Origin of the sequence: Nocardia sp. NPDC059177, assembly GCF_042755165.1 — a bacterium.
Lineage (GTDB): Bacteria > Actinomycetota > Actinomycetes > Mycobacteriales > Mycobacteriaceae > Nocardia.
Window position 1 is genome coordinate 82,813 of the sequence record NZ_JBHZBX010000015.1, and the last position, 25,899, is coordinate 108,711.

At 65.9% G+C, this 25,899-nt stretch carries 28 protein-coding genes; 16 read left to right on the plus strand and 12 right to left on the minus strand.

Features of this window, described 5'->3' with window-relative positions; genetic code table 11:
• Nucleotides 1-2: 2 nt before the first annotated feature.
• Nucleotides 3-701 (plus strand): DedA family protein, encoded by a 699-nt coding sequence (locus ACFXK0_RS19680; protein ID WP_379411935.1) that lies wholly within the window; start codon nt 3-5, stop codon nt 699-701.
• Here ACFXK0_RS19680 and ACFXK0_RS19685 read toward each other — a convergent pair.
• The gene (locus tag ACFXK0_RS19685; RefSeq protein ID WP_379411936.1) at nt 698-1,786 is read right to left on the minus strand and encodes a glycoside hydrolase family 76 protein; all 1,089 of its coding nucleotides are present in this window, start codon (nt 1,784-1,786) and stop codon (nt 698-700) included. The genes ACFXK0_RS19680 and ACFXK0_RS19685 overlap by 4 nt on opposite strands.
• A gap of 178 nt (nt 1,787-1,964) precedes the next feature.
• A complete protein-coding gene (locus tag ACFXK0_RS19690) occupies nt 1,965-2,648 on the minus strand; it encodes a TrmH family RNA methyltransferase (RefSeq protein ID WP_379411937.1) in 684 nt (227 codons plus the stop codon).
• Nucleotides 2,649-2,744: 96 nt separating this feature from the next.
• Between ACFXK0_RS19690 and ACFXK0_RS19695 the strand changes: the two genes are divergently transcribed.
• Nucleotides 2,745-3,215, plus strand: coding sequence for a hypothetical protein (locus ACFXK0_RS19695; RefSeq protein WP_379411938.1), 471 nt, complete (start codon nt 2,745-2,747; stop codon nt 3,213-3,215).
• Nucleotides 3,216-3,499: 284 nt separating this feature from the next.
• Here ACFXK0_RS19695 and ACFXK0_RS19700 read toward each other — a convergent pair whose 3' ends face one another.
• The 7 genes from ACFXK0_RS19700 to clpB all read right to left on the minus strand — a co-directional run bounded on the left by ACFXK0_RS19700 (nt 3,500) and on the right by clpB (nt 11,352).
• On the minus strand, nt 3,500-4,213 hold the full coding sequence (locus tag ACFXK0_RS19700) for a lysoplasmalogenase (RefSeq protein ID WP_379411939.1): 714 nt from the start codon (nt 4,211-4,213) through the stop codon (nt 3,500-3,502).
• 1 nt (nt 4,214) lies between these two features.
• Nucleotides 4,215-5,273 carry a beta-ketoacyl-ACP synthase 3 gene (locus ACFXK0_RS19705; RefSeq protein ID WP_379411940.1) on the minus strand — a complete coding sequence of 353 codons (1,059 nt, stop codon included), beginning with the start codon at nt 5,271-5,273 and terminating at the stop codon, nt 4,215-4,217.
• Nucleotides 5,274-5,341: 68 nt separating this feature from the next.
• Complete coding sequence (gene pyrE / locus ACFXK0_RS19710; protein WP_379412019.1) at nt 5,342-5,905, minus strand: orotate phosphoribosyltransferase; 564 nt, start codon at nt 5,903-5,905, stop codon at nt 5,342-5,344.
• Between the two features lie 5 nt (nt 5,906-5,910).
• Nucleotides 5,911-6,717: an SDR family NAD(P)-dependent oxidoreductase gene (locus ACFXK0_RS19715; RefSeq protein WP_379411941.1), complete on the minus strand. Its 807-nt coding sequence runs from the start codon at nt 6,715-6,717 to the stop codon at nt 5,911-5,913.
• A gap of 58 nt (nt 6,718-6,775) precedes the next feature.
• Nucleotides 6,776-7,867: a hypothetical protein gene (locus ACFXK0_RS19720; RefSeq protein ID WP_379411943.1), complete on the minus strand. Its 1,092-nt coding sequence runs from the start codon at nt 7,865-7,867 to the stop codon at nt 6,776-6,778.
• A 68-nt stretch (nt 7,868-7,935) separates the two neighbouring features.
• Nucleotides 7,936-8,715: a DUF5666 domain-containing protein gene (locus ACFXK0_RS19725; RefSeq protein ID WP_379411944.1), complete on the minus strand. Its 780-nt coding sequence runs from the start codon at nt 8,713-8,715 to the stop codon at nt 7,936-7,938.
• Nucleotides 8,716-8,778: 63 nt separating this feature from the next.
• Nucleotides 8,779-11,352, minus strand: coding sequence for an ATP-dependent chaperone ClpB (gene clpB, locus ACFXK0_RS19730; RefSeq protein WP_379411946.1), 2,574 nt, complete (start codon nt 11,350-11,352; stop codon nt 8,779-8,781).
• Between the two features lie 201 nt (nt 11,353-11,553).
• On the opposite strand from clpB, the gene ACFXK0_RS19735 reads away from it, so the two are divergent.
• From ACFXK0_RS19735 to ACFXK0_RS19750, 4 genes are all read left to right on the plus strand, one after another.
• Nucleotides 11,554-12,564 carry an NADP-dependent oxidoreductase gene (locus ACFXK0_RS19735; protein WP_379411947.1) on the plus strand — a complete coding sequence of 337 codons (1,011 nt, stop codon included), beginning with the start codon at nt 11,554-11,556 and terminating at the stop codon, nt 12,562-12,564.
• A gap of 26 nt (nt 12,565-12,590) precedes the next feature.
• The gene (locus tag ACFXK0_RS19740; protein ID WP_379411948.1) at nt 12,591-13,307 is read left to right on the plus strand and encodes a DUF6882 domain-containing protein; all 717 of its coding nucleotides are present in this window, start codon (nt 12,591-12,593) and stop codon (nt 13,305-13,307) included.
• A gap of 99 nt (nt 13,308-13,406) precedes the next feature.
• A complete protein-coding gene (locus ACFXK0_RS19745) occupies nt 13,407-13,895 on the plus strand; it encodes a YbaB/EbfC family nucleoid-associated protein (protein WP_379411949.1) in 489 nt (162 codons plus the stop codon).
• The gene (locus ACFXK0_RS19750) at nt 13,892-14,209 is read left to right on the plus strand and encodes a WXG100 family type VII secretion target (RefSeq protein ID WP_379411950.1); all 318 of its coding nucleotides are present in this window, start codon (nt 13,892-13,894) and stop codon (nt 14,207-14,209) included. Before ACFXK0_RS19745 ends, ACFXK0_RS19750 begins: the two co-directional genes overlap by 4 nt.
• 24 nt (nt 14,210-14,233) lie before the next feature.
• On the opposite strand, the gene ACFXK0_RS19755 is transcribed toward ACFXK0_RS19750, so the two are convergent.
• Both ACFXK0_RS19755 and ACFXK0_RS19760 read right to left on the minus strand, forming a co-directional pair.
• Complete coding sequence (locus ACFXK0_RS19755; RefSeq protein WP_379411951.1) at nt 14,234-15,139, minus strand: hypothetical protein; 906 nt, start codon at nt 15,137-15,139, stop codon at nt 14,234-14,236.
• 440 nt (nt 15,140-15,579) lie between these two features.
• Complete coding sequence (locus tag ACFXK0_RS19760; RefSeq protein WP_379411952.1) at nt 15,580-15,765, minus strand: hypothetical protein; 186 nt, start codon at nt 15,763-15,765, stop codon at nt 15,580-15,582.
• Nucleotides 15,766-16,461: 696 nt separating this feature from the next.
• Here ACFXK0_RS19760 and ACFXK0_RS19765 point away from each other — a divergent pair.
• From ACFXK0_RS19765 to ACFXK0_RS19775, 3 genes are all read left to right on the plus strand, one after another.
• On the plus strand, nt 16,462-19,092 hold the full coding sequence (locus tag ACFXK0_RS19765) for a hypothetical protein (RefSeq protein ID WP_379411953.1): 2,631 nt from the start codon (nt 16,462-16,464) through the stop codon (nt 19,090-19,092).
• Nucleotides 19,093-19,095: 3 nt separating this feature from the next.
• Nucleotides 19,096-19,602, plus strand: coding sequence for a hypothetical protein (locus ACFXK0_RS19770; RefSeq protein WP_379411954.1), 507 nt, complete (start codon nt 19,096-19,098; stop codon nt 19,600-19,602).
• A 290-nt stretch (nt 19,603-19,892) separates the two neighbouring features.
• Nucleotides 19,893-20,456 carry a suppressor of fused domain protein gene (locus tag ACFXK0_RS19775; RefSeq protein WP_379411955.1) on the plus strand — a complete coding sequence of 188 codons (564 nt, stop codon included), beginning with the start codon at nt 19,893-19,895 and terminating at the stop codon, nt 20,454-20,456.
• A 27-nt stretch (nt 20,457-20,483) separates the two neighbouring features.
• Here ACFXK0_RS19775 and ACFXK0_RS19780 read toward each other — a convergent pair whose 3' ends face one another.
• The gene (locus ACFXK0_RS19780) at nt 20,484-21,233 is read right to left on the minus strand and encodes a hypothetical protein (protein WP_379411956.1); all 750 of its coding nucleotides are present in this window, start codon (nt 21,231-21,233) and stop codon (nt 20,484-20,486) included.
• Nucleotides 21,234-21,505: 272 nt separating this feature from the next.
• Between ACFXK0_RS19780 and ACFXK0_RS19785 the strand changes: the two genes are divergently transcribed.
• From ACFXK0_RS19785 to ACFXK0_RS19815, 7 genes are all read left to right on the plus strand, one after another.
• Nucleotides 21,506-22,033: a DUF3558 domain-containing protein gene (locus ACFXK0_RS19785; RefSeq protein ID WP_379411957.1), complete on the plus strand. Its 528-nt coding sequence runs from the start codon at nt 21,506-21,508 to the stop codon at nt 22,031-22,033.
• Between the two features lie 41 nt (nt 22,034-22,074).
• Nucleotides 22,075-22,464 carry a hypothetical protein gene (locus ACFXK0_RS19790; protein WP_379411958.1) on the plus strand — a complete coding sequence of 130 codons (390 nt, stop codon included), beginning with the start codon at nt 22,075-22,077 and terminating at the stop codon, nt 22,462-22,464.
• 362 nt (nt 22,465-22,826) lie between these two features.
• Nucleotides 22,827-23,255, plus strand: coding sequence for a hypothetical protein (locus tag ACFXK0_RS19795; RefSeq protein ID WP_379411959.1), 429 nt, complete (start codon nt 22,827-22,829; stop codon nt 23,253-23,255).
• Nucleotides 23,252-23,719, plus strand: a complete 468-nt coding sequence (locus ACFXK0_RS19800) for a hypothetical protein (RefSeq protein ID WP_379411960.1) — start codon at nt 23,252-23,254, stop codon at nt 23,717-23,719. The genes ACFXK0_RS19795 and ACFXK0_RS19800 overlap by 4 nt, the downstream gene beginning before the upstream one ends.
• Nucleotides 23,716-24,636 carry a tetratricopeptide repeat protein gene (locus ACFXK0_RS19805; protein ID WP_379411961.1) on the plus strand — a complete coding sequence of 307 codons (921 nt, stop codon included), beginning with the start codon at nt 23,716-23,718 and terminating at the stop codon, nt 24,634-24,636. The genes ACFXK0_RS19800 and ACFXK0_RS19805 overlap by 4 nt, the downstream gene beginning before the upstream one ends.
• Before the next feature lie 100 nt (nt 24,637-24,736).
• Nucleotides 24,737-25,264 (plus strand): DUF3558 domain-containing protein, encoded by a 528-nt coding sequence (locus tag ACFXK0_RS19810; RefSeq protein ID WP_379411962.1) that lies wholly within the window; start codon nt 24,737-24,739, stop codon nt 25,262-25,264.
• A 41-nt stretch (nt 25,265-25,305) separates the two neighbouring features.
• Nucleotides 25,306-25,695, plus strand: coding sequence for a hypothetical protein (locus ACFXK0_RS19815; RefSeq protein WP_379411963.1), 390 nt, complete (start codon nt 25,306-25,308; stop codon nt 25,693-25,695).
• The last annotated feature ends 204 nt before the right edge of the window (nt 25,696-25,899 follow it).

Genomic DNA, 25,899 nt, shown 5'->3' on the forward strand with positions numbered 1-25,899 from the left:
CAGTGACCGCAGGACCGTCGACACACGCTCTGGGCTCCTTCGATCCGCTGATCTCGGCGGGCCCCGCCGTGGTCTGCACGGTGGTGCTGGTCTTCGTCTTCCTCGAGTGCGCGTTCATCATCGGGCTGTTCCTGCCCGGTGACTCGATGCTGATCACGGCGGGGATCGTGCTCGCTTCACACGCCAACGGCGAGTCCCAGGTGTGGGCGCTGTCGGTGGGCACCATGCTCGCGGCGATCGCGGGCAATCAGGTGGGCTATGTGGTCGGTCACCGCACCGGGCATCGGATGGTCGTGCGCAAGAACGGCCGCTATATCAACACCGAGAACCTGGCCAAGGTGACCGCGCTGCTGGAACGCCACGGCTTCTTCGCGGTGCTGGTGGCGCGCTGGATTCCGTGGGTGCGCACGCTGTGCCCGATGGTGGCGGGCGCGGCCCGGATGGACCACCGCCGCTACACCATCGCCAGCACGCTGGGCGCGATCATCTGGGCGCCGGTGCTGCTGCTGATCGGCTACTACGCCGGCGAGTTCCTCGAGCGGGTCTCGTGGCTGATGCCCGCGGTGATCGGCACACTCATCGCCGGACTGGTGATCGGGACGATTCTCGGCCTGCGGCACTACCGCCAGGAGATGGCCAAGCCGGCCGAGGACTTCGATCTGGACGAGCTGGGCAGCGTCACCAGCGACGCCGAGCGCTAGAGCCCCGCCGCGGTCACCTGGTAGGCGGCTTCCATCAGCATCCAGCCCGACAGCTGCACCGACAGGTCGCGCTCGGGCACGGCCGAGGCCGTCACCGAACCGCCCGCGGTGAACTTGCCCGCGCCCGCCGTGCCGCCGGGCAACCTGGCCGGTTTGCTCCAGTCGTGGCCGAACAGCGGCTCGCCTTCGACCTCGAGCCGGTTGGCCCAGGCCGCGCTCGCCGACGCCTTGACGATGGCGGCGGCCGTGCGCCGATCGATCTGCTGCTGCTTGCCCTCACCGGGCAGCATCAGCGCGACGACGGCGAGGTAGCGGGCGAGGATGCCGTTGAACAGGCCACCGTCGCCGCCACCGCCACCGGCGATGACCAGCTTGCCGGTCAGGTGTTCTTCGACCGCGGCCAGCAGCCTGCTGACCCGCTCGACGTGGCGCTCGTCGTCGGTGTGCACGGCCAGTTCGGTCTCCAGCCCGAGGACAACGCCCTGGCAGTAGCTGAACACCGGGCGCTCGATCTCGCCGCCGGGCAGGTGGATGCCGTCGAGGATCAGGCCGGATTCGGGATCGCGCAGGGTGGCGTCGAGCCAGTCGGCCATGGCCTGGGCGCGCTCGACCCGGCCAAGGCGCAGCAGCGCGATGCCGGCGGGACCGTTGGCCGGGGCGTTGAAGAAGTCCGAACGCACCCGCCACGGGATGCCGCCGCCGACCTCCGGCGCCCACGCGCCGTAGAGCTGCTGTTCGAGCGCGGCCAGGCCGCCGCGGGCCGAGGTGAGGTCCTGGGTGCGCTCGGCGCGTTCGAGCGCGATCGCCAGCCAGGCCATGTCGTCGTAGTAGCGGTTGGTCCAGCCGGTGATGTTGCGTAGTCGATGGGCGCGGGCGATGGCGCCGATGCGGCGGCGCCGGGCCGGGGTGGGGACCCGGTTGGCCGCGTCGACGGCGACGTCGAGCAGATGCGCCTGCCACCAGTAGTGCCAGCTCACGAAGGCCCGTTCGCGCCGGGTCGCCGGCCAGCCGACGACACCCAATTCCGTTCCGGGACAACCCCACAGCGTGCGCAGATGCCGCGAGACGATCGCGGACTCGGCCATGTCGGCACGCTCGGACCACAGCGCAGGCGACGGCACGGATCCGGCGCGATCAGAGGACTGTGGCCGCCGGCCGCTGGGCGAGGTCATGGCTCCATGGTGCCAGCTGTCGCCCGGTTTCCGCGCCCATTCCGTTACCGATCTGAGGCCGATTCGATCACACTGCTCGCCGGCGCCCGGTTTACCAGGCCAGAGACAGGTCAGCGTGCTGACGAATCCAGGCGTGCATGGCGATGCCCGCCGCGACACCGGCGTTGATACTGCGGGTCGAGCCGAACTGGGCGATCGAAACTGTCAGCGCCGCAGCGTCTTTCGCGTCATCGCTGACGCCCGGGCCTTCCTGCCCGAACAGCAGCAGGCACTCGCGCGGCAGCGGCGCTGTCTCCAGCGGCACCGCACCGGGCACATTGTCGACCGCGACGACGGTCAGACCCGCGCCGGCCGCGAAGTCCCTGAGCTCGGCCAGATCGGTGTGGTGCACCAGATGCTGGTAGCGGTCGGTGACCATCGCGCCGCGCCGATTCCAGCGACGCCGCCCCACGATGTGCACCGCGGCGGCGGCGAAGGCGTTGGCGGTGCGCACGACGGTGCCGATATTGGCGTCGTGGCCGAAGTTCTCGATGGCGACATGGAACGGGAAACGGCGCGCGTCGATATCGGCGACGATCGCCTCCCTGGTCCAGTAACGGTAGGCGTCGACGACATTGCGCCGGTCGCCCTCGGCCAGCAGCACCGGGTCGTAGCGATCGCCGGTGGGCGCCGGCGTGCCGTACTCCTGCTCCCACGGGCCGAGTCCGTGCGGGTGCTCGCCCCATTCGGTCGGTCCGGGGACCTGCGTCTCGGGCGATTCCACTGGCTCACTCACCCGGAGAATGCTAGGCGGCGGCCACCGGCGCCGGGTACCTGGCCGCCACCGTTTCGCGGCCTATCCTGGTGGAGTACGGCAAGAGGCGGTGTCGACATGGAACACGCGCGCATCTTCCGGGCACTGATCTGGGTGGTCGCGGGATATCTCATCGCGCTGGCGGTGTGGCTGGGCTGGCTCGTGCCGCACACCCCGCCCGGGACCACGCCGTATCAGGTGCTGATCATGGTCGGGCTGTTCGGTTCGGCCGCCGGCATCGCGATGACGCTGGCATCCATGCCGACCAGAGCCGATCGCCGGCTCCGCAGACACGGACTAGAAGGCTGGGCCCGCATCGACGGCGTGCACCCGCTGACCCGCACCGACCACGCCAGCGAACTCACCGAACTCGACGTCGAACTCACCGTGCCCGGCGCTGCCAGCTATCACGGCCGGATCGTGGTCGACGTGATGCCGGTCGACAAACCCCGCATGATCATCGGCCAGACCCTGCCGATCCGCGTCGACCCCCACGACCGCGACCACATCATGCTGTTGCCGCCTCTCCGCGATTTTGGCCAGACCTAGGGTTGTTGCCGCGTTGCGTCGGCGGGTAGGCACGGGTGGACTCAGCCCGTACCCGGTGAGTTACCCATGTGCTCTCGAAATCTGTCGGCCAGAAGGCTGTGTTCGCTGAGTCGTGGGGCGCCCCCGGTGACGGTAGGGCCACGATCGGGCGGCCGGGTCGGTGCTCTCGATGGAGTCGTCCGGCGTAGTCGTGCATTTCTCGCATGTACAGACAGAAAACTGACTGGCGGACGCGCGATTGCACGAAAACTCCGGCGACCACCGCGCGGCGGGCAGTGCGCGGTTTACTGCGGCCGCGGCACGGTCGTGTCTCGGCGGCTGTGTACGGCTGGGTCGGTGAGCAGGTATTGCGCGGCGGCGTAGGTCGCCAGGATGACGCCTTCGCTCGCCCGGCGTTCCCGCTCGGTGCGCGCGAAGAGCCGCCGCAGCACGATCAGCCCGTCGGACACCGTGAACAGCAAAGCACCGATCCCGAGCCGGCTGCGCGGATCCGCGTTCGGGATGTTCAGTCCCGCAACGTTCTTCGACTCCGGGGCGAGCGCCGGATCCGAAGCCAGGGTGGCCGCCGTCCCGAGCGTCGCGCCGTAGGCGGTCAGCGGGAGCAGCAGATTCGGGGCCTTGGCGCGCAGCAAACCCGCCGCACCGAGCCAGGCGAGCAGCCGGGGCGCGGCGATCTCGGGGCGCGGGCGGGCGCCGCGGCGCCACCACAGGATCGAATAGCCGGTCTGCATCACCGCGAACGACGAGGCGCCCGCGATCAGGCGCCGGTCGTCGTCGGGGTCGATGAGCAGCACGTCGCCGACGGTGGCCGCGGCCAGCGAGCCGAGCAGGATCCGGCGTTCGGCCGGGTCGAGCTCGGCACCGCTGGTCATCGTGTCGGCGGCCAGCAGCGGCATCAGCAGCGGCTTGGCCACCCATTGCAGGCGTTCGCGGCCGGTGACGGCACCGAAGACGGTGACCGCCGCCGCCGCGAGATAACCGGCTCGCAGCGCACGCACGTCAGAAGCTCGGTTCCTTCGGGGCGGGCGGCAGGGTGACGACCTGGCCCGCGTAGCTCAGCCCGGCGCCGAAGCCGAGCAGCAGCGCCAGCTGACCGCCCTTAGCCTTGCCGGTCACCAGCATCTCCTCCATCGCCAGCGGGATCGAGGCGGCCGAGGTGTTGCCGGTGTTCTCGATGTCGTTGGCCATCGGGATGCCGTCGGCCAGGCCGAGGTTCTTCTTCATCAGCTCGTTGATCCTGGCGTTGGCCTGGTGCGGGATGAAGACCTCGATGTCTTCCTTGGCCACGCCGGAGTTCTCCAGTGCCGCCGAGAGCGCGCGCGGCAGGGTCACCGCGGCCCAGCGGAAGACCTTCGGCCCCTCCATCCGCAGCGACATCTGGCCCACCGCTTCCACCTCGGGATCGGTGCCCTGCATTTTCTGGGCGCGATCCTGGAAGGCCAGGAAGTCGATGTTCTGGGCGATGGCCTCGGCGTTCTCGCCGTCGCTGCCCCACACCGTCGGCGAGATGCCGTTGTCCTCGGCCGGACCGACGACGACCGCGCCCGCGCCGTCACCGAAGATCATCGCGGTGCCGCGGTCGGACTTGTCCAGGCCGACGGTCATCGTCTCCGCGCCGATCACCAGCACGTAGTCGAACGAGCCGGCCCGGATCAGGTCGGCGGCGACGCCGAGCCCGTAACCGAAGCCGCCGCAGCCGGAGGTGAGGTCGAAGGCGGCGACGCCGTTGAGACCCAGGTCGGAGGCCACCGAGGGCGCGCCGTGCGGGGTGAGCTTGAGCCAGCTCGAGGTGCACAGCAGGACCGCGCCGATCTTGTCGCGCTCGATCGGGGTGTTGCGCAGCGCGCGGTCGGCCGCGGCCACCGCGATCGAACGGATCGTCTCGTCACCGCTGATCCAGCGCCGGTTGTGGATACCGGTGCGCTCGTAGATCCAGTCGGGAGTCGAGTCGAGGGTCTCGCACACCTCGGCATTGCTGACGATGCGCTGCGGGCGGTAGGCACCGATCCCGAGCATCGCAACGTTGTCGCGACCTTTGTTTACTGCAATGCTCACCACAGGTGACTCACACGTCCTTCAGAATTACCGGGCAACCACATCGTCGCCCGGGCTTGGCGCTGTTCAGGCTAACTCAGAGCAAGGTCATCGAGTCCGAGGATGGACCTATATTCCAGCCCCTCCTGGGCGATGACCTGGTCAGCGCCGGTTTCCCGGTCGACGACGGTCGCGACGCCCACCACGATGGCGCCCGCGTCGCGCAGCGCGCGCACCGCGGTCAGCGGCGAGTTACCGGTGGTGGTGGTGTCCTCGACGACCAGCACCCGCTTGCCGACCACATTCGGGCCCTCGATCTGCCGCTGCATCCCGTGCGCCTTGGCGGCCTTGCGCACCACGAACGCGTCGATCGGGCGGCCGGGTGCGTGCATCACCGCCATCGCGACCGGATCGGCGCCCATGGTGAGTCCGCCGACCGCGTCGAAGTCCCAGTCGGCGACGAGCTCGCGCAGCAGCGAACCGATCAGCGGGGCCGCCTGGTGGTGCAGCGTCGCGCGGCGCAGGTCGACGTAGTAGTCGGCCTCCTTGCCCGAGGACAGCGTCACCTTGCCGTGCACGACCGCGAGCTCGCGCACGAGCGCGGCCAGCTGGTCGCGATCGGCCTCGGTGAGCGCCTGACGTGCCTGGTCGATCATGATGGTCATGTCCTTCCGCGTGCGTTGAATAGTCCGCGATTCATTCGGGTCATCAGGCCGCGCGGGACGAAGCCCGCCACCGTGGTGAGCACCTTGTACTGCACGCCGGGCACGCTGATCACCCGACCCGAGTCCAGGTCCCGCAGACACCCGTCGACGACCTGATCGACGTCGAGCCACATCCGCTGCGACACCGAACCCATCTCGATGCCCGCGCGCTCGTGGAACTCGGTGCGCACGAAACCGGGACACAGTGCCTGCACGCGCACACCCGTACCCACCAGGCCGCCTGCCAACCCTTCGGAAAAGGATACGACGTAGGCCTTGGAGGCCGAGTAGGTCGACCCCCGTCCGGGGATCAGCCCGGCCACGCTGGCCACATTCACGATCGAGCCGGACGCCGCGGCGATCATCGACGGCAGCGCGGCCCTGGTCAGCTGGAGTACCGAGGTGACGTTGACGTCGAGCTGGGCCTGCAGCTCACCGGGCTCGAGCGTCCAGAATTCCCCCGAGTGCGCGAAACCCGCGTTGTTGACGAGGAACTGGAGGCCCTTTGCCGCGCGTTCGGCGACGCGGGCGCGGTCGTCGTCATCGGCGAGGTCGGCGACGAGCACCTCGGCGGAGGTGGCGTAACGCCGGCCGAGCTCGTCGGCGAGGGCACGCAGCCGGGACTCGTTCCTGGCGACGAGCACCAGGTCGTAGCCGAGGGCGGCGAGGCGGTGGGCGAAGCCCTGCCCGATGCCGGACGTCGGTCCGGTGATCATGGCGACAGGGCGGGTGACGCCGGGCAGGCGCACGGGACTATCGGTCATCGCTGGTCGATTCGGGTCGACGGGAACAGGCCGCGGCAACTGTCACCGCGGCCGGGGATCACTTGGGTACCGGGCCCTGATACGGCCGGAAACCGGGGTGGAACGGGCCGCCGGGCCTGCCGTCCTCGGACTCCTCGCGCGGCAGCGGCGGCTCGACCCGGGGACGCGGCTCGGGGACCACGGCCAGCGACGGTCGCCGCGGCGGCTCGCCGAGCGGGCGACGGCCGGGCGCGGGCTGGTCCTCGAACTCGGGGTCGTCGAGGTCCGGGTCGTAGTCGGCGGGGCGGGGCGGGCGGTTGAGCGAGGCGCGCTGATCGAACGGGTAGTCGTCCTCGGGCTCGGCGGGGGCGCGATCGCCGGGGCTCGCCGGGCCCGGACGGAAGCGGTCCTCGTCGTCGTCGGGGCCGGGGAAGCGGGCGCGGCCGCGGTCCTCGACGTCGACCGGATCGCGGTCGTCGAGGTCGTCGTCGTATTCGGCGCGGAAACCCGCGCCGAGGGGCTCGTCGGCATTGGAGCGGGTGCGGTTGTACTCGCTGGGTTCGGCCACCGGCGGCAGCACGTGCAGCAGACCGGACAGGCGAAGCACCACGTCGATGGCGCTTTCCCAGTCCTTGGTGCCACTGCCGACCGGGAGCATGCCGAGGGTCCAGTTGCCCTCACTCCACAGCATCTGCGTGGAGTCGGTGAGCGATTCGATGAAACCGACCATCCGCTGGTCGACCGCGTGCCGGGCGATCTCGGGGTCGGTGGCGAACACGACCCGGTCACCGATCGCGCCGAGCAGTTCCAGGTCGTGGTCCTTGGGCGGTGCCGCGGTCTTGAGCCGCATGTCGACATCGATCTCGGAGCCGATCTGGCGGCGCACCGCGACGAGGGTGGCCGCGTCCTCGAGATCGAAGAGAACGAACTTCTCGCCCTTGCGGATGCCGGAGACCACGTCGACCGCCGAGAGGTAGCCGAGCTTGGCCAGCGCGCCACGACGCCAGGTCGAAGCGAGCGCGGGCTCCACCGAGACATAGGTGTAGCCCTGGGACTTCGCCCACACCTGCCTGGCGTGCCCGGTCCGCTGCCGCTGGACCCGATCGAAATACAGCAGCACGACCGCACCCACGAGTGCGATCGCCGCCAACCCGAACCACATAGCCGTCATCGTCGCCTAGCCTATCCAGCCGTCGCCGTGATTGCCCGGTAGCACCGGGGATTCGACGCGCGGGTCGCTCATCGGGGGCCGCTCGGTAACGCCGTGCTGATGATGATCTCGGCGTGGATCGACCCGTCTGGATTCTTGTCGCCCTGCACCATAACCATGTCGCCGACCGGGAGTTCGCTCGCCTTCGTGCTGGTCAGCGAGATCACCTGGGTCGCATCGTCGATCAGCACCCGCACGGTCGACCCGCCGAGGGTGCTCAGCGTGATCTCGGTGCCGGTGTTGGCGGTGATGCTGCCCATCGTGGCGCCGAGTTCCTCGTCGCCGAGACCGGGCAGGCCCGGCAGCCCGCCGGTACCGGGCGGTGTGGCCGGGGTGGTCTGCTGGAAGGTCGGCGGGACCAGCAGTTGCTGGCTGCTCGGCGGCGCCGAAGCGGTGTTGTCGTCGGACTCGCCGCCGCTGAGCATCAAACCGGCGAGCACACCACCGACCGCGATCAGACCCAGCACACCCAGGCCGAGCGCGATCCACAAACCGGTATTGCGTTTGGGCGGTTGCCCCTGGTCACCGCCCTGCGGTTGCGGCGGATAACCCGGCGGCGGACCACCCGGATAGCCCTGGCCGTAGCCGGGCGGTGGGGGCTGCTGTGGGGGTTGCGCTGCGGGATAACCACTTTCGTAGGCACCCCACTGCGCGTCGTGCGGCGGTAACGCCATGGTCGGGTTCGACGGCTGCCCCCACTCGTCGAACCCCGACCCGTACGGCTTGGTCGATTCCATACCCGGCGAACCCAACCTCTCGGTCGGCGAATCCTCCGGGTGTTGCCCCCACGGATCGTTCGGGTTCGTCATGGGCTCCAGCGTAGGTCAGCCTGATGCGTTTGGGAGGTCCGCACGCACCGGGCTGTGGATAAATCACGAGCTGTGGACAACTTCGCGTCCGACGACCAGCTTGTCGGTGGCATCGTCCACAGTCACCCGCACCGTGTCCCCGTCGACGATCTCGCCGGCGAGCAGTTCCTTGGCCAGGCTGTCGCCGATGGCCTGCTGGATCAGCCTGCGCAACGGCCGCGCGCCGTAGGCCGGGTCGTAGCCGCGCACCGCCAGCCACTGCTTGGCCTCGGTGCTCACATCGAGGGTCAGCCTGCGCTGGGACAGCCGCTTCTGCAGCTGCCGCAGGTTGATGTCGACGATCGACTCGAGCTGCTCGGCGTCGAGGGCGTGGAACATCACCACATCGTCGAGCCGGTTGATGAACTCCGGCTTGAACGCGCGCCGCACCGCCGCCATCACCTCGTCCTTGTCGCCACCGGCGCCGAGGTTCGAGGTGAGGATGAGGATGGTGTTGCGGAAGTCGACCGTGCGGCCCTGACTGTCGGTCAACCTGCCCTCGTCGAGCACCTGCAACAGGATGTCGAACACATCCGGGTGCGCCTTCTCGATCTCGTCGAACAGCACCACCGAATATGGCCGCCTGCGCACCGCCTCGGTCAGCTGACCGCCCTGGTCGTAGCCCACATATCCGGGCGGCGCGCCGACCAGGCGGGCCACCGAGTGCTTCTCGCTGTACTCGCTCATATCGATGCGGACCATGGCGCGCTCGTCGGCGAAGAGGAAATCGGCCAGCGATTTCGCCAGTTCGGTCTTGCCGACGCCGGTCGGCCCGACGAACATGAACGACCCCGTCGGCCGGTCCGGATCGGCGACCCCGGCCCGGGCGCGGCGCACCGCGTCCGACACCGCCCGTACGGCTTCCTCCTGCCCGACCACGCGGCCGGCGACCTCGGTCTCCATCCGCAGCAGCTTGGCGGTCTCACCCTCGAGCATCCGGCCCACCGGCACACCCGTCCACGACGACACCACGTCGGCGATGTCGTCCGGCGTGACCTCCTCGTTGAGCATCACCTCGCCGTCGGCGGCCGCCCCGCTGACCTGCTCGGCCGTGGCCAGTTCCTTCTCCAGCGCGGGAATCCGGCCGTAGCGCAGCTCGGCGGCCTTGCCCAGGTCACCGTCGCGTTCGGCCCGCTCCGACTCCCCGCGCAGCGCCTCGAGCTGTTCTTTGAGTCCGCGCACCGAGTCGATGGCGTTCTTCTCGTTCTGCCAGCGCGTGGTGAGCTGACCGAGCTTCTCGCGATCGTCGGCCAGTTCCTGGCGCAGCTTCTCCAGCCGCTGCTTGGAGCCGGCGTCGGTCTCCTTCTCCAGCGCCACCTCCTCGATCTCGAGCCGGCGGACCGCGCGTTCGACCTCGTCGATCTCCACCGGCCGCGAGTCGATCTCCATGCGCAGCCGCGACGCCGACTCGTCGATCAGGTCGATCGCCTTGTCCGGCAGGAACCGCGAGGTGATGTAGCGATCCGACAGTGTCGCGGCCGCCACCAGCGCGGAATCGGTGATCCGCACGCCGTGGTGCACCTCGTAGCGTTCCTTGATGCCGCGCAGGATGCCGATGGTGTCGGCCACCGACGGCTCCCCGACCAGCACCTGCTGGAAGCGCCGTTCCAGGGCGGCGTCCTTCTCGATGTACTTGCGGTACTCGTCGAGGGTGGTCGCGCCGACCAGCCGCAGCTCGCCGCGGGCCAGCAGCGGCTTGATCATGTTGCCCGCGTCCATCGCCGAATCGCCGGTACCACCCGCGCCGACGATGGTGTGCAACTCGTCGATGAAGGTGATGATCTCGCCCGCGCTGTTCTTGATGTCGTCGAGGACGGCCTTGAGCCGCTCCTCGAACTCACCCCGGTACTTCGCGCCGGCGACCATCGCGCCCAGATCCAGCGAGATCACCTTCTTACCGCGCAGCGACTCGGGCACATCGCCCTCGACGATGCGCCTGGCCAGCCCCTCGACAATCGCGGTCTTGCCCACGCCGGGCTCGCCGATGAGGACCGGGTTGTTCTTGGTGCGCCTGCTCAGCACCTGGACGACGCGCCGGATCTCGGTATCGCGCCCGATCACCGGATCGAGCTTGCCCGCGCGCGCGGCCTCGGTGAGGTCGGTGGAGTACTTCTCCAGTGCCTGGTAGCTGGCCTCGGGATCGGCGTTGGTCACCCGCGCGCTGCCGCGGACCGCGGTGAACGCGTCGCGCAGCGCTTCCGGTGTCGCGCCGTGCCGCTGGAGCAGCTTGGCCACTTCGGAATCGCCGGTGGCCAGCCCGACCAGCAGGTTCTCGGTGGAGACGTATTCGTCGCCGAGCTCGGTCGCCAGTCGCTGCGCGGCGGTGATCGCGCCCAGCGCCTCGCGCCCCAGCTGCGGGGTGGTGGTGGCGCCGGTCGCGCGCGGCAGCTTGTCGACGATGTCACCCGCCTCGCGCTCGACCGTCGCCGGATCCACGCCGATGGCCTTGAGCAGCGGTGCCGCGATGCCATCGGTCTGATCCAGCAACGCCACCAGCAAGTGCGCCGGACGAATCTCCGGATTGCCCGCCGCCGAGGCGGCCTGAAGAGCAGCGGTCAGTGCCGCCTGAGTCTTGGTGGTGGGATTGAACGAATCCACTGATCCTCCGTGTCGGTTGGAGCGTCGTTTGTTGTCGTTTCATCCAACGGTGTCAGAGTTGAGTCTATTCCGCTCAAGTTTGGTTTGTCGCGCCGGTCTTCGATTCGGCCTCGACGGTACGCCGCGACACCACCGAAGCCGATCAATCACCGCATGTCGGAAGGGCTTCCGCCTAGGATTGCGGGTGCCCGACTCTCATCGATGCGAGGAGTGCTCGTCGACATGCGCGCGATCGTGGTTCAGAAGTTCGGTGGCACTCCCGAGCTGGCCGAGATGCCGGTGCCCCAACCCGGCCACGGTGAGGTGCAGGTGGCGCTGGATTCGGCGGGGGTCAATCCGTTCGACCTGAAGATGGCCGATGGGCTGCTCGAAGGGAAGATGCCGACCGATTTCCCGATGATCCTCGGGGTGGACGGGGCCGGGACGGTGTCGGCGATCGGGAGCGGGGTCAGCAAGTTCGCCGTCGGCGACAAAGTGGTCGGCAAGTTCCTCACCGCACCCGCCGGGCACGGCAGCTGGGCGCAGTACGCGGTGGTCCCCGAGGACGCGACGCTCGTACCGATTCCGGACGGCCTGACCACGGTGGCGGCCGCGGCCCTGCCGACCGCGGGCGTCACCGCGCAGGACCTGGTCGACGCCGCGCGCATCCAGCCCGACCAGACAGTGCTGATCGTCGGCGCGACCGGCGGCGTCGGTTCCTTCCTCGTCCAATTGGCCAATATCGCCGGCGCGCAGGTGATCGCCACCGCGCGCGGCGACGCGACCGACCAGGTCGCCCGCCTCGGCGCCGCCGAAACCATCGACTACACCCAGACCCGCCCCACCGATCCGAACATCGTCGACCCCGACCTCGCCGCCTACCACGACTCCGCCATCACCGACGCGGTCCACTTCACCCACCCCGACGGCATCGACGTCCTGTTCGACCTGGTCAGCGGCCCCACCGATTTCGCCCGCCACGCCACCCTGGTCCGCTCCGGCGGCCACGCCTACTCCACCACCTGGGCCGCCGACGAACCCGCCCTGCGCGCCCGCGACATCACCGGCGGCAACTTCGAATCCAAAGGCCGCGCCCCCGAACTCACCCGCCTGCTCACCCGGGTAGCCGCCGGCGACGTCGTCGTCCCCATCCAGATGACCGTCCCCCTCGAAGCCGCCCCCACCGTCCTCGGCGCAGGCAACGCCCGCGGAAAAACCGTCCTCGCCATCTGATTCGACCGCTCGGTAGGCTCGGGCGCATGTCCGAATTGACACTGTCGAATCTGCTCGATGATGCCGCGCTGTATTCGTTCGAGCATCAGTTGCAGCTCGCGGATGTTGTCGGCGATCGGGGGTGGAGTGTCGATCTGCGGGCCGGGCGGTTCACGTTGACCGGTGATCAGCCGATCGAGTGCGAGCGCATGCATCTGCTGGGATCGGCGGCGCCAGGGCCGCGGTCGTGGTTGTGGTCGTGGGGTAATCCGGCCGGTTATCCGGAGACGGTGACGGGTCTGGCGCAGTCGGTGCGTGAGGTCGGAATCCGTTATGGGATAAGCCAACTCGCCGATGTCGAGGTGCCCTTCGCCGCGCTGCCGACGCCCATGGAACTCCCCGAGCACGTGGTGAACGTCTTCATGGACGCCGCCAAGGCGATCTCCGGTGTCTGGACCGCCTACAGCGGCCCCGTCGGCGGCGGCACCCGCGCCGCCTTCCTCATCGAACACCCCCTCTTCCAGCTCCCCGCCCCCGAGCCAGCGCGGGTGATGCGCGTACTCCAGCAGGGCCTCACCGAATTCCCGATCACCGATCGCCGCCGCGCCCTGCACTCCTACGCCAATCACCGTGGCCTGCAAATCCAGTGGTCCCCCGGCCACACCGAGGCCACTGTCACCGGCCCCGGCTTGAGCGCGACAGCCACCTTCGATCAGCTGGCCAGGCTCACCGGCATCGACGCGCATCTGGGAGCCAGGTCGTAGCGAATACGCATGAATGAGACATAGCACACAATAGGGATCCCGCAGCGGCGGCGCCGCGTCCAATAACTCGACACCCTGTTGCCGAGAGTGGGATTCGCGATGACCGACGATCTACCCGAGATCACGCGCGACAGCAATGCCGCCCTGCGTTCCCAGATCGATCAGATGCTCGATGCGTACCAACGGGATTCGTCGAGCCTGCTCGCAGCCCAAGCCAGGGCGGCCGAACCGGTGACGGTGTGGTCGGACGACAATCTGGTGCGCGTCACCGCGAACGTCGCCGGCGTCATCGAGGTACATGTGGAGCCGGAGGCCTTCCGCCGTTCGACACCGGCGAAACTGGGCGCGTCGATCACCGCGACCATCCAGGACGCCGCCCAGACGACCACCCGCGCCCAGCAGGAAGCACTGGCCCCGTTAACCGAACTGGCCGACTCGCTCCCGGACGTGCCCGACCTGATCCCCGGCGCCCCCAGCACGAAAGACCTGATGGCGCAGTTCCGCACACCACCGGACATGTCGCCACCGCCCGCCGAACCCATCGATGACGAAGACGAGTACTTCCGGAACCGGGGGTACCTGCGGTGAGTTCGATCGATGTCGACCCGGATGCCCTGCGCAACACCAAGGGCTCCTACGAATCCGCTGCCACCACACTGACTTCCGCGCTCCAGGCGCTCACCGCCGCCTTGGACGCCGAAGGCGAGTGCTGGGGCGCCGATGAGACCGGCACCGCCTTCGCCCAGAACTACACGCCCGGAGTCGATCCAGGCAAGAAGGCCGTCGCCAATCTCGCCACCACGATGACCCAGCTCGGCACGAACATGGTCACCCTGGCCGACAAACTCGTCGAACAGGACACGACACAGGCGGCCGCGCTGAAGCAGTCGACGGGAACCTGACCCGTGGGCATCGAGATCCCCGATTCACTGCAGTGGGTCGCGAAATATATTCTGGGCGCCGGTGATTGGCCAGACGGCGACGAGACCGCCATGCGCCGCCTCGCCGACGCCTGGACCACCACCGCCACAACCCTCGACACCGTCGACGACACCGCCGCAGCGGCCCTGACCGCCACCCTGACCGCGCTGTCGGAAGGCGAGGCCCACGACGCGATCGCCGCCTACCGCGACAAACTGCTCGCCGGCGACGAGGCCGCTTTCACCGCCATCCGGAAATGGTGCGAGAAACAGGCCGAGATCCTCGAAGACGGCGCCAACGACATCGAGCACACCAAGCTGGTGATCATCGGCACGATGATCGTGGCAGCCGTCGAAATCGCCGCCGCCATCGCCACCGCGTGGACCGGTGTCGGCGCCGCCGCCGGTGTAGCCGCCCGCGTCGCCGCCCAGGTCGCGGTGCGCATCGCGATGAAACAGCTGATCACCCGGATGATCGCGCGCGGCCTCGCCAAAGCCGCCGCACGCGCGGCTCTCAAGGGTGCGGCGTTCGAAGCACTCGAAGAGGGCGGCATCGACGCCCTCGCCCGCACCATCCAGGTCGCCAAGGGCGACCGCTCGATGGACAAGTTCGGCTGGGGCGACCTCGGTCTGGCGACCTTCGGCGGCGCGGTCGGCGGTGCCGTCGGCGGCGGCTTGGGCGACAAACTCGGCGGCGTCGGCGACAACATCTCCAACGGCCTCGGCAAGATGGCCGCCAAGTCCCTCACCGGCGCCGCCACCGAACTCGGCGCCGACTTGTCCGCCCAGGTAGCCACCGCGGGCCTCAACTCCGCCCTGACCGGCCAGGATTTCAAACTCGACATCGGCGTCGACACCTTCACCAGCGCCGGGGCCGGCGGCCTCCAGAGCGGCTTGGAATCCAGCCTCCACAACGGCGGAAACACCGACGCACCGGAGGTCCCCGACCTCGGCGAGGTCCCCGGCGACACCGACACACCCACCAGCCCTGCCGGCACCCCGTCCACCGATCAGCCCACCGACGATTCACCGTCGACATCCCCCGCCTCGACCGGATCCCCGAACTCCAACGGCTCACCGTCAACCCCCAACGGGGACGGGGCAACTCAGCCGGCCAGCACCAATCCTTCGTCACCCGACGGTGATTCACCGAGTTCACCAGGCGACAACTCGCCATCCCCGAACTCACCCGACTCCAACGACTCACCGTCAACTCCCGACGGGGGAACTCAACCCGCCGGCACCAACCCTTCGTCACCCAACGGTGATACACCGAGTTCACCAGGCGACAACTCGCCATCCCCGAACTCACCCAACTCCAACGACTCACCGTCAACTCCCGACGGGGGAACTCAACCCGCCGGCACCAACCCTTCGTCACCCAGCGGTGATACACCGAGTTCGCCGGAGGATTCCGCACAATCGCCCAGCTCACCGGGCGACAGCTCGCCTTCCCCGAACTCACCCGGCGACACCACGCCCTCGCCGAGCTCACCCGCCGACACCACACCTTCACCCAGCTCCCCTGGCGACACCACACCATCACCCAGCTCACCAGGCGACACGTCTCCCAGCTCCCCCGGGAACGATTCACCCTCCGGATCCCCGAGCCCGAATTCCCCAGGCGACACCTCGCCCACCCCGAGCTCGCCCAGCGACTCCTCCCCCCACCGAGCACCCCCGGCGACACCGCACCTTCCCCGAGCTCGCCCAACGACAGCTCACCGAATTCCCACGACACCAGCTCCCCGTCGACCCCGAACGACTCCACCCCCAATCCATCCACACCCACCAACAGCAATCCCTCCACACCCGCCGACACCGGTTCCCCGAACCCCACCCCCTCAACCCAAAACCCGTCCTCCCTGGACCTCCCGTCCACCGACACCCCAACCCAGTCACAGCCGCTCACCCCCACCGACACCACCCCCTCCCCGTCGACCACCCAACCGTCGACCCCCAACGACACCACCTCGACGAACCCCGGCACCTCCCCCACCACGGCCCCCACCTCCCCCGGCACCACCTCCCAACCGAGCACCCCCAGCACCCCGCAGTCCCCATCGGTCACCCCCAATTCCCCAACTGACCCGAACCGCACCCCGCAGTCCGACGACACCACCACCGCCGCGTCAACACTGACCCCCACGGCCCCCACAACAACGCAGCCGTCCATAACCCCCACCCCGACAACAACTCCCACCCCCACTTCGCCGACGACCTCAGCCCCACCGATGAGCGCGATGCCGGCCGGTCCGACAACAACCAATCCCCACCCGTCCACAACCAGCCGCCCAGCTACAACTACTCCCCAACCATCCACAACCAGCCGCCCGTCGACCCCGCCGACCACCACCCCGTCGACGACCCCCACCAACGGCACGGTCCCCCCGACCACACTCCCCACCACTAACCGCCAGTCAACGTCTCCCGCACGTCCGCAAACCCCGCCGACAGACACCAATCCACAAAGCCCATCAACGCCCGCCCAGAACCTGTCGAGCACCCCGCTGGTCGACACCACCACGAACGTCGAATCGACCCCGGCAACGGACTCGACGCCAACCACCGACTCGACACCATCGACGGATTCGACCCCGACTACCGACTCGACCCCGACGACAGACTCGACGCCCAACACAGAGTCCGCACCGTCCACCGACTCGACCCCGGCGACAACCACCGACCCGAACCTCACCCCCCAAGACCTGGAAAACGCCACCCGAGCCCGCCAAGCCCGCGAATCCCTCCGCTCGGTCACCCCCGCCAACGACCAAGCCCTCCAGGTCAACCCCACCACCGGCCGCCCCTACCGCAGTGCCAGCTACCCCAACGCCCTCGGCCAGCCGGTCCGCGTCATCCGCGTCACCGCAGCCGTAACCGCTTCCCCCACAACACCTCCCACCACCATCGACGCCGTCACCGACCGCGCCCAGCTGGCCACCGACCTCACCTTCAACCAGGGCACCCAATTCCCCCTCGGCGACTGGCTGATGGTCGACGTAGTCCCCACCACCAACCCAGCCACCGCCGACCTCACCATCAACGCCGACACCAACCCCACCCTCACCGACCTCGCCAACTCGGTCCGCACCAACCTCGGCCTCCCCCCGAGCACCACCCCCGCCCTCACCCCCACCGACATCCGCCAACTCGGCTCCGACATCTCCCGAGCCGACCTGGCCCGCGCCACCATCCCCTCCTGGTCCGACCAGCACACCGCGCCCCCGGTCAACACCACCCCGACCGTCAACACGAACCCCCCGGTCAACTCCACCCCAACTGTCGACACCACCCCCACCGTCGACACGACCCCCACGATAGACACCACCCCCGACACAAACGTCGACCTCGACGCCCTCCACAACAACCACGCCGAACAAACCCCCGCCGGCGTCTCCCACCACCGCGGCGACCCCACCATGGGCGACCTCCCTCACCGAGTCCCCGCCGACCCCACCCGCTTCACCGCCGACACCCACATCACCCCCGACGGCCACGCCGTAGTAGGCGGCCAAACCCTCACCCCCGAGCAATACGGCGACCTCCTCCGCCGCTCCACCTGGGACGGCACCACCCCCATCCGCCTAATCGGCTGCGACGCCTCCTCCAACAACTTCGCCAACCGCCTAGCCCAACACCTCGGCGTAGAAGTCCTGGCCCCCACCCAAGCCGCCTGGACCGACACCAACGGAAACGTCTTCAGCACCAGCACCATCACCAACCCCGACGGCACCCGCACCCCCCGAATCCCACCCGACGGCCAGTGGCAAACCCACCACCCCAACGGCACTTCAACGACACCGCACACCGGCGCCACAACAGCCGGTCCTATGCCGTCGAACCTGTCCCCACACTCTGCTGTCAGTCGATCAGCCACCGATAGCGATCGAGAGTCGGTTGAGAACGATCAGACAGCATCGCCGCCAGCGAGGCGGCTGGAATCTCGGCACAACGAACTAGACTATGTCTCGAACCGCACTCGTGCAGAAATCAACAGTGATCTAGTCCGATACTCGCCACCAGATGTTGACGCCTTCCCGTACCCGAGACCGCCCAGTTTGGACGAATACGCAGCAGCAGGTCGGCTTCATGAAATCACCCGGCAGCAGGTACCGGACCCGAACACCGAGCATGCACACCCAGCATATAAGTCCAGCAAATCTGACCTACCACACGTCGGCGAACACTACATCGACTCCGATGGCCGAATAGTCACACGATACGAGCCCGGTAGCGCATATCGAACCGAAGACGGCGTCACCATCTATACGGATTCCGAAGGTAATCCAATGATGATCGAAGGTCCTGCAGGAAATCGCAATGACGGATTCCGCAGTGAGTTCATGACAGAAAACCGACTACCGAACACCCTCTACCGCCTGATAACCGAAACCCGAGGAACGGAATATTCGTTCTACTTTGTAACTGACAGTGAGGGTCATGTTGTATCAGCAGTAACGACAGATCTCCACAGTAGAATCGGTTCGGGATCACAATACCGCTCGCCAGACCAAGCCTCAGTTGGGCGTGATGATTCAACAAACCATCATCCCGACGTGGAGACAGATTCCGGGCACGCGTTCGGAACTGCACAGGGCGGCCCTGGAGACACCGGCGTTCTACACGCCCAACTTCGATGGCTGGTCAACAGAGCAAGCGGCGACATTTACCAGATAGAAAGGGTAATTCGCGACTACCTCAAAGCTGGCGGAAACGCCGCCACCGCAGCCATGGCCCTCCGGATGATCGACTTCACCCACTTCAATCACCCGGACAGGATTGAACTGCAATACCGAATAGGTGACACAGCTGCTAGGATGGATATCGACAACTCGGTCAATAGAGCCAGAGGAATACCATAAACAATGAATTCACCTATACGAGATATCGAGATCATCCAAGAAATATCCGCAAGAGTATTCACCGAGAATCGCGCACATCTTCCCGTTATCGTTACAGTATGTAAGCTTGGCAGCCTATCAAACGGGAGAATGCAGATTACTTCCTCTGGAGAGTACGTTCCTGCGCAAATTTCAACCTCAATATACGACTTGATGTTGGAGTTGAGAGAGGTCATGGCGCGACCCGGATCGGGCGCCTGGCTGACGGCGGAAATCCAGGTCACGGATGACGGACGCGCGGCGACAAGATTTGACTACAACTCCGAGATAGAATGGACCCTCGGGCAACCCGAAGGCCGCGATTATCAACTCGAGCTGGAAAAATATCCACGAGATGCGGAACACATCCCGCAATGGTGGCAAGACATTCTCGACAACCCACCTGCAGAATGGCAGCCCTCTCCGGAGTGGATTGCTGAGATGGAGTCCCGCCTGGGCTACAAACTGAGCGATCCCGACGAGGGAAAATGAGGCGTCGAAAGCGATGCCGCGCCCCATCGAATGCGTCTTCAAAACTAGCTAGTCATCGGCCAATCTTCAGATGGCGTGGCTTCGGACCGAATCCTTCAAGCTGTCGTATACGACCACGGACGAACTATCAACGCGGGTAATCGTCGCTCCGAGAGTGTCTGCCTGGAATTACTCCTCCTGTCAGGACGAAGGAAGAATGATAGACCTTTTCGATCACAGCGAATGGGAACAAATCGCCATGGGTATGCCGAAGCTCGGCGATCCAGACAGGAGGAAAACAGATATTCATCATGTCAGCAGACGAGAATTTTTCCGGCCTTCTCGAACATCTCGAACAGCGACTCGGCCCTGTGCGACGCGTGGAGTCTGCACAGACCGAAGCGGGCAATCGCGGATACGATTTGACCTTTTACGAGGTCGAAGACCCGCCCGTAACGACAGTCGTAACGAACGGTGTGCGATTCCAGCAGATCAGATCGATGTTGCCGGAGGAGTTCCTCTGTATGCTGCGATCCGATCAAGCGCATATCGCTCAGCACCTTGTCGATTCGATCGCCTCCATGGCAATCCGCAGCCAGCGCGGCATGGAATACGGAACGGTGTTCCGCAACAAAAAGCCGATCATCACCGGAACCGAGATTGTCGGAGTGGTTGCTCACGTCAATCCGAAGTTCGATGATACTTTCAACCTCTTCCCTAATGCTACTGCACCGAGACTGCAGATTGTTACACTGGTTCCAGTAACCGGCTACGAGCTCGATTTCGTGAAGGAAGAAGGCGCTGACAAGCTCTTCGAAGTGTTCTGGCTCAATCGCACGAACATTCTGGATGTACACCGGCAATCAGCCGTTTGAGAGGCAGAACCGTGAGTCGGGGATTGTTCACGCTACCGACGGGCGAGGGTTTGTCCAGAGGGCGTCGCCTGTTGTGGTGAAGCGCTGGGTCAGGGTGGTGCGGGCGTCGGTTACTCCGGTGGTGCCGGACACGCAGAATTCTGTTTCCGCGGGGGTCAGCAGTTTGATGTGGACGAGGCGGATTTCCGACAGGGGGCCGGTGATGGTGCGGGACACGTCGGCGATGTCCATGCCGAGCAGGACCGTCGCGTACCCGGATTCGTCGAGATATGTTTCGGCCAGTTCGGCGGGCAGGTCGAATTCGCCGATGCCGATGGACAGCGTGCTGTAGCGCTCGAGCGCGCGGGTGAACGCGAAACCGTCGCGGCTGACGAGGTCGGCGATTCGGGCAACCAGCCTGCCCAGCCAGCCGCTAGCGACCGCGGCCGCGTCGGCATCCGACGGCACCGTGCTCGATGCCGCGTAGACCTCGACTTCGAAACCGTTGGTCGGCTCCGCGTCGGACCATCGCGCGGGCCAGGACAAGCCGCAGCTGCTCACCAGCACGCCGTCCTCGCGGCGGACCACCCGCAAGCTGGGGTGGTCGATGCTTGCCGGTTCGGGTTCGTGCAGGAAGTTCATCTGTTGCCACAGCTCAGCGGGGAAGATCCGCGATTGGTACATGGGCGCCATGGGAGGTTCGACGAGCTGCCCCCACGACTGCCAGAACTCGTCCATCAGCGTCCACATATCGCCGTTGTAGTGCATCCGGAAGTCTTCGTCGGTCAAGTCCTGCATCGCTACAGTCAACCTAGGAGAGCTGCCTGGTCGCAACTCGGAGACTCGGAACCCCGTGTCCGAGTAGGGGTCTGGTGCTGCTCGCTGACCGCGGCGACCTCGAAGGTGCCCTATCTGGAGTGCGCGGCGGGCGACCAGCGAGGGTTCGTACTGGCATTGGGAGCGCCACTGATGGAAGGCTACCCACAGCCGAGGGTCTCCGATCCAGGGAACCGAATCGGGGGCTGGCGCGTCCAAGTAAGCGAGTGGGTGTTGTGCGGAACAAGGAGACGATGATGCGACTGGTCGGCGTGGTGGCCGCGAGCTGCGCGGTGCTCGCGCTCGCTGGGTGCTCTCAGCAGGTCGAGGGGCAGCCGGAGGCGAGTGGGGCGCCGTTGACGAAGGAGCAGTTGTTCGATCCGTGCTCGGTGCCGGCGAGTGTGCTCGAGGCGGCAGGGCTCGACCCGACCTGGAAGGACGACAATCCGTTCTCGGTCGCGCGAGCCGAGTGGAAGGGGTGCGGTTACAAGGGCGATGGGCACTTCATCTACTTCGCGTCCACGATTTACACAATGGACGAGATCCGCGCCAACGACTATTTTCACGACTTCAAAGACATTGCGATCGACGGCCGGTCGGGGCTGAAATACACTCCGGGAACACGAACGCCGCCGAATCAGTGCGAGATTGCCTTCGACACGAGCCACCAGGGACGGGTGATGGTAACGGCGACAAAATTTGTCGACAACAAGTCGTCCACTGACCCGTGCGCGATCGTCGATGCCGCAGCACCCCATTTCCTCGAAATCATTCCCCGATAGCCATAGCGAGTAGGCACAGCGAGTTCTAGGAGACCTGGCCGATGGCAGTGAACCCGATGGCCGATGAGTTCAAATCCCTGGCGGGCAAGGCCTCGTCCGGAGAACTCATCATCGAATACGATACGGCCGAACGTTGCGCAAAATGGTGCGACGATTACGCAGACGCACTGCGTGTGCTATCCGGCCGTACGCAGCGAATGGTCACCGTCGACTCATTCGGCGACCTCGAATCCGCCAAAGCACTCGGCCAAAAGTTCTCCGACCTCGCCGAGGGCGGCGAAGGATCCGGCTCCTACCTCGACGCCGCCACCAAACACATCGAGATCCTCACCCAGATGGCCGACATGTACCGCAAAGCCGGCGCCGCCTACAAGAACTGCGACGAGGCAACCCAGCTCGCCATCAAACAGCAAACCAACCAGCTCGACTGACCTGCCCGAGTTAAGACTTCAAGGTAGTCGCAGCAGCAGGAGCCGTTGTCAGCCTCGTTGTTTGATCTTGTCGTACTCGAAATCGTCTGGGAGCACAGGTATCCCACTTGCCCAGGCGATGGGATCCTTAGGCCACACCCGTACCGACATGCTCTGCACCACTTCGCGCATATAGGGGGCTATGTCTCGCAGCGCCTGGTCGGCAATCCGCTTGATCCCGGGCCGGTGGAGACCGTCCATGAACGCGGCAGTGTCAATCACATTGCCACTCTTGGGAGCACGCTCCCCCGGGGGGCACGATCGCGACCTTTGTTCGGCGACATTCCGACGCAGTCGAATTACTCGAAGTTAGGAGTACCCGAATGTCCCTTGAGTTCGATGAAGCACGCGCTGAGCATCTCTCGCGCGAGGTATGCGAGCTTATGGCTGAAGTAGCACGCCCCACGGACTGGTTCAGACTCGAACTCGTATATCTCACCGCTGGAAATGCTCGCGAGATCAACCTCTTCGGTGTATGGAGCGATGGAATCCGAAAGATCGATACTACACCGCCTGGAATAGAGGTGCCGCTGCAAGAGTTGCGGCGAATGATGTATTCACCAGGGGAGGGGACATGGTTCTTGACCCGTTACTACGTTGAACCGGACTTGACCAGAACAATCATATACGACTTCGATTACGATCCGAAATTCAATCCTGAAATAGATTCGATGGAGTGGCGGCGAGAGTTGGACGAATTTCCACGCGGCCCTGAATTCATGCCTAGCTGGCTCGAGGAGCGCGTGGCGTGAGCACCGACCCAAAGATCCTTCACCAAGTAATTCGTGATGTGCCTCCTTTCGAGGTGCAGTCCCGAATTCTTGAGCTCATTGCTACACGACTTCTTGTTGTCGCCCCCTACGGCTGGCAAAGACTCGAGTTGCGCTATACAAAAATTGGCGACAACGACTTCGATGGATGCGATGTTCGGGTCCACTTCATCAGACCATCTATCCCCATTCCGTGGAAAGCACCTCCAGAGGTGGCCGACCTTTTCGAAGACCTAAAAGCCCTTATGGCACATCCACATCGCGGAACATGGCTAGAGGTCGAATACACCCAAGATTTTCCGAGCAATCATTCGATCAAGTACCTACGCGGCGCAGAAGAACTTGAAGGTGTAGCAGGAGTAGACATTCGCCGCGAGCTGGAAATCTATCCACGGTCCTCCGAATTCGTGCCAGATTGGATGGCGAACCTGGTCAAATCCGGATGAGCACGATCTTCGCCGATGAGCACGACCCTGTCGACGATGAGCTTGCGATGTACAGGGCAGCGGCCGAGGCCGGTGACATCAAGGCCATGGTCCGCCTCGCCGAGCATCTCGACAACATCGCAGGGACAATCGATTACGCCGAGGAGATCGAACGGTGGTTCCGGTGTGCGGCCGAGGCTGGTGATGCTGTCGCTATGGTCCGCCTCGCCGAGCACCTCGAGAACGGCCCAGAGGAGGAGGAATACCAGGAGGAGATCGAGAGCTGGTATCGGCGTGCGGCCGCTGCCGGGAACGCCGAAGCGATGTTCTTCCTCGGCTACCTTTGCCGGCGGCAGCAGGACTTCGACGGTGCCGAACGCTGGTGGAGCCGGGGTGCGGAAGGCGCGGACACCGACTGCATGATCGAACTCGGCTCGCTCAGGTACCGTGCCGGCGAGCTCGCCGAGTGTGAATCCTGGTACCGGCGTGCCGCCGAAGCCGGATCGGCTTCGGCGATGAGTCTGCTCGGCCGCCTGCTCGCCGGGCGCGGCGACGTCGAAGAGGCCGAAATCTGGTTGCTGCGCGCGGTCGACGCCGGCCACTATCACTATGCCGCTGAGAAGCTCGGTCGGCTGCACTACGACCGCGCAGACCTCACCGGCGCGGAAATATGGTGGCGCCGCGCGGCCAACCGGGCATCTGCCCAGCACTATCCGGGCGACCACACCGCGATGTACCGGCTCGGAATGCTGCTCGCTGACCGCGGTGACCTCGACGAAGCCGAAACCTGGCTCGAGAAGGCAGGCGGAAACAACAACAAACCCGCGATGGTCCGCCTGGCCGAACTACTGCGCGAGCGCGGCGACCTCGAAGGCGCCGATACCTGGAGTGCGCGGGCGAGCAGCGAGAGTTCGTACTGGCATTGGGAGCGCCACTGATGGAAGGCTACCCACAGCCGAGGGTCTCCGATCCAGGGAACCGAATCGGGGGCTGGCGCGTCCAAGTAAGCGAGTGGGTGTTGTGCGGAACGAGGAGACGATGATGCGACTGGTCGGCGTGGTGGCCGCGAGCTGCGCGGTGGTCGCGCTCGCTGGGTGCTCTCAGCAGGTCGAGGGGCAGCCGGAGGCGAGTGGGGCGCCGTTGACGAAGGAGCAGTTGTTCGATCCGTGCTCGGTGCCGGATGATGTGCTGCTGGCCACAGGGCTCGACCTGACGTGGAAGGACGACAACCCGTTCTCGGTCCCCCGCGCTGAGTGGAAGGGCTGCGGCTATAAGGGCGATGGGCATTTCATCACCTTCAAATCCACCCTCTACACCCTTGACGAAATCCGGGCTAACGACTATTTCCACAGCTTCAAAGACATCACCGTCGGCGATCGGCCGGCCATCCAGTACACCCCTGGCAATAGACAACCGCCGAATCAATGCGAAATCGCAATCGATACGAGCAATCAGGGACGAGTAATGCTCACGGCGACGAAGTTCGTCGACAACAAGTCGTCCACTGACCCGTGCGCGATAGCCGATGCCGCAGCACCTCACTTCTTCGAAACTGTTCCTCAATAGTCATAGCGAGTACACACTACGAGTTCTAGGAGACTTGGTCGATGGCAGTGAACCCGATGGCCGATGAGTTCAAATCCCTGGCAGGCAAGGCCACATCCGGCGAGCTCATCATCGAATACGATACGGCGGAGCGTTGCGCGAAATGGTGCGACGAGTACGCGACCTCGTTGCGCGAACTCTCCCTGCGGACTCAGCAGATGGTCAGCGTCGACTCATTCGGAAACCTCAACTCCGCCAAAGCACTCGGCCAGAAATTCTCCGACCTCGCCGAAGGCGGCGAAGGATCCGGCTCCTACCTCGACGCCGCCACCAAACACATCGAGATCCTCACCCAGATGGCCGACATGTACCGCAAAGCCGGCGCCGCCTACAAGAACTGCGACGAGGCGACCCAGCTCGCCATCAAACAGCAAACCAACCAGCTCGACTGACCCGCCCGCACAACGCCCCTCCCCCGCGTGAGGACGTTGCGGTCGCCAGTCAGGTCCAACCGCTGGGCCTGCTGCCGCTCCGGCATCATGCGTTGCCCCGTAGCGCAACAGAACGGTTGCGTCGTACCGCTTTTCGATGATGCCAGCGGGTTGCTCTAGCAGGTCAGAGTGTGTAGCGTCACACGAACAAGAACGGCCGCCCGG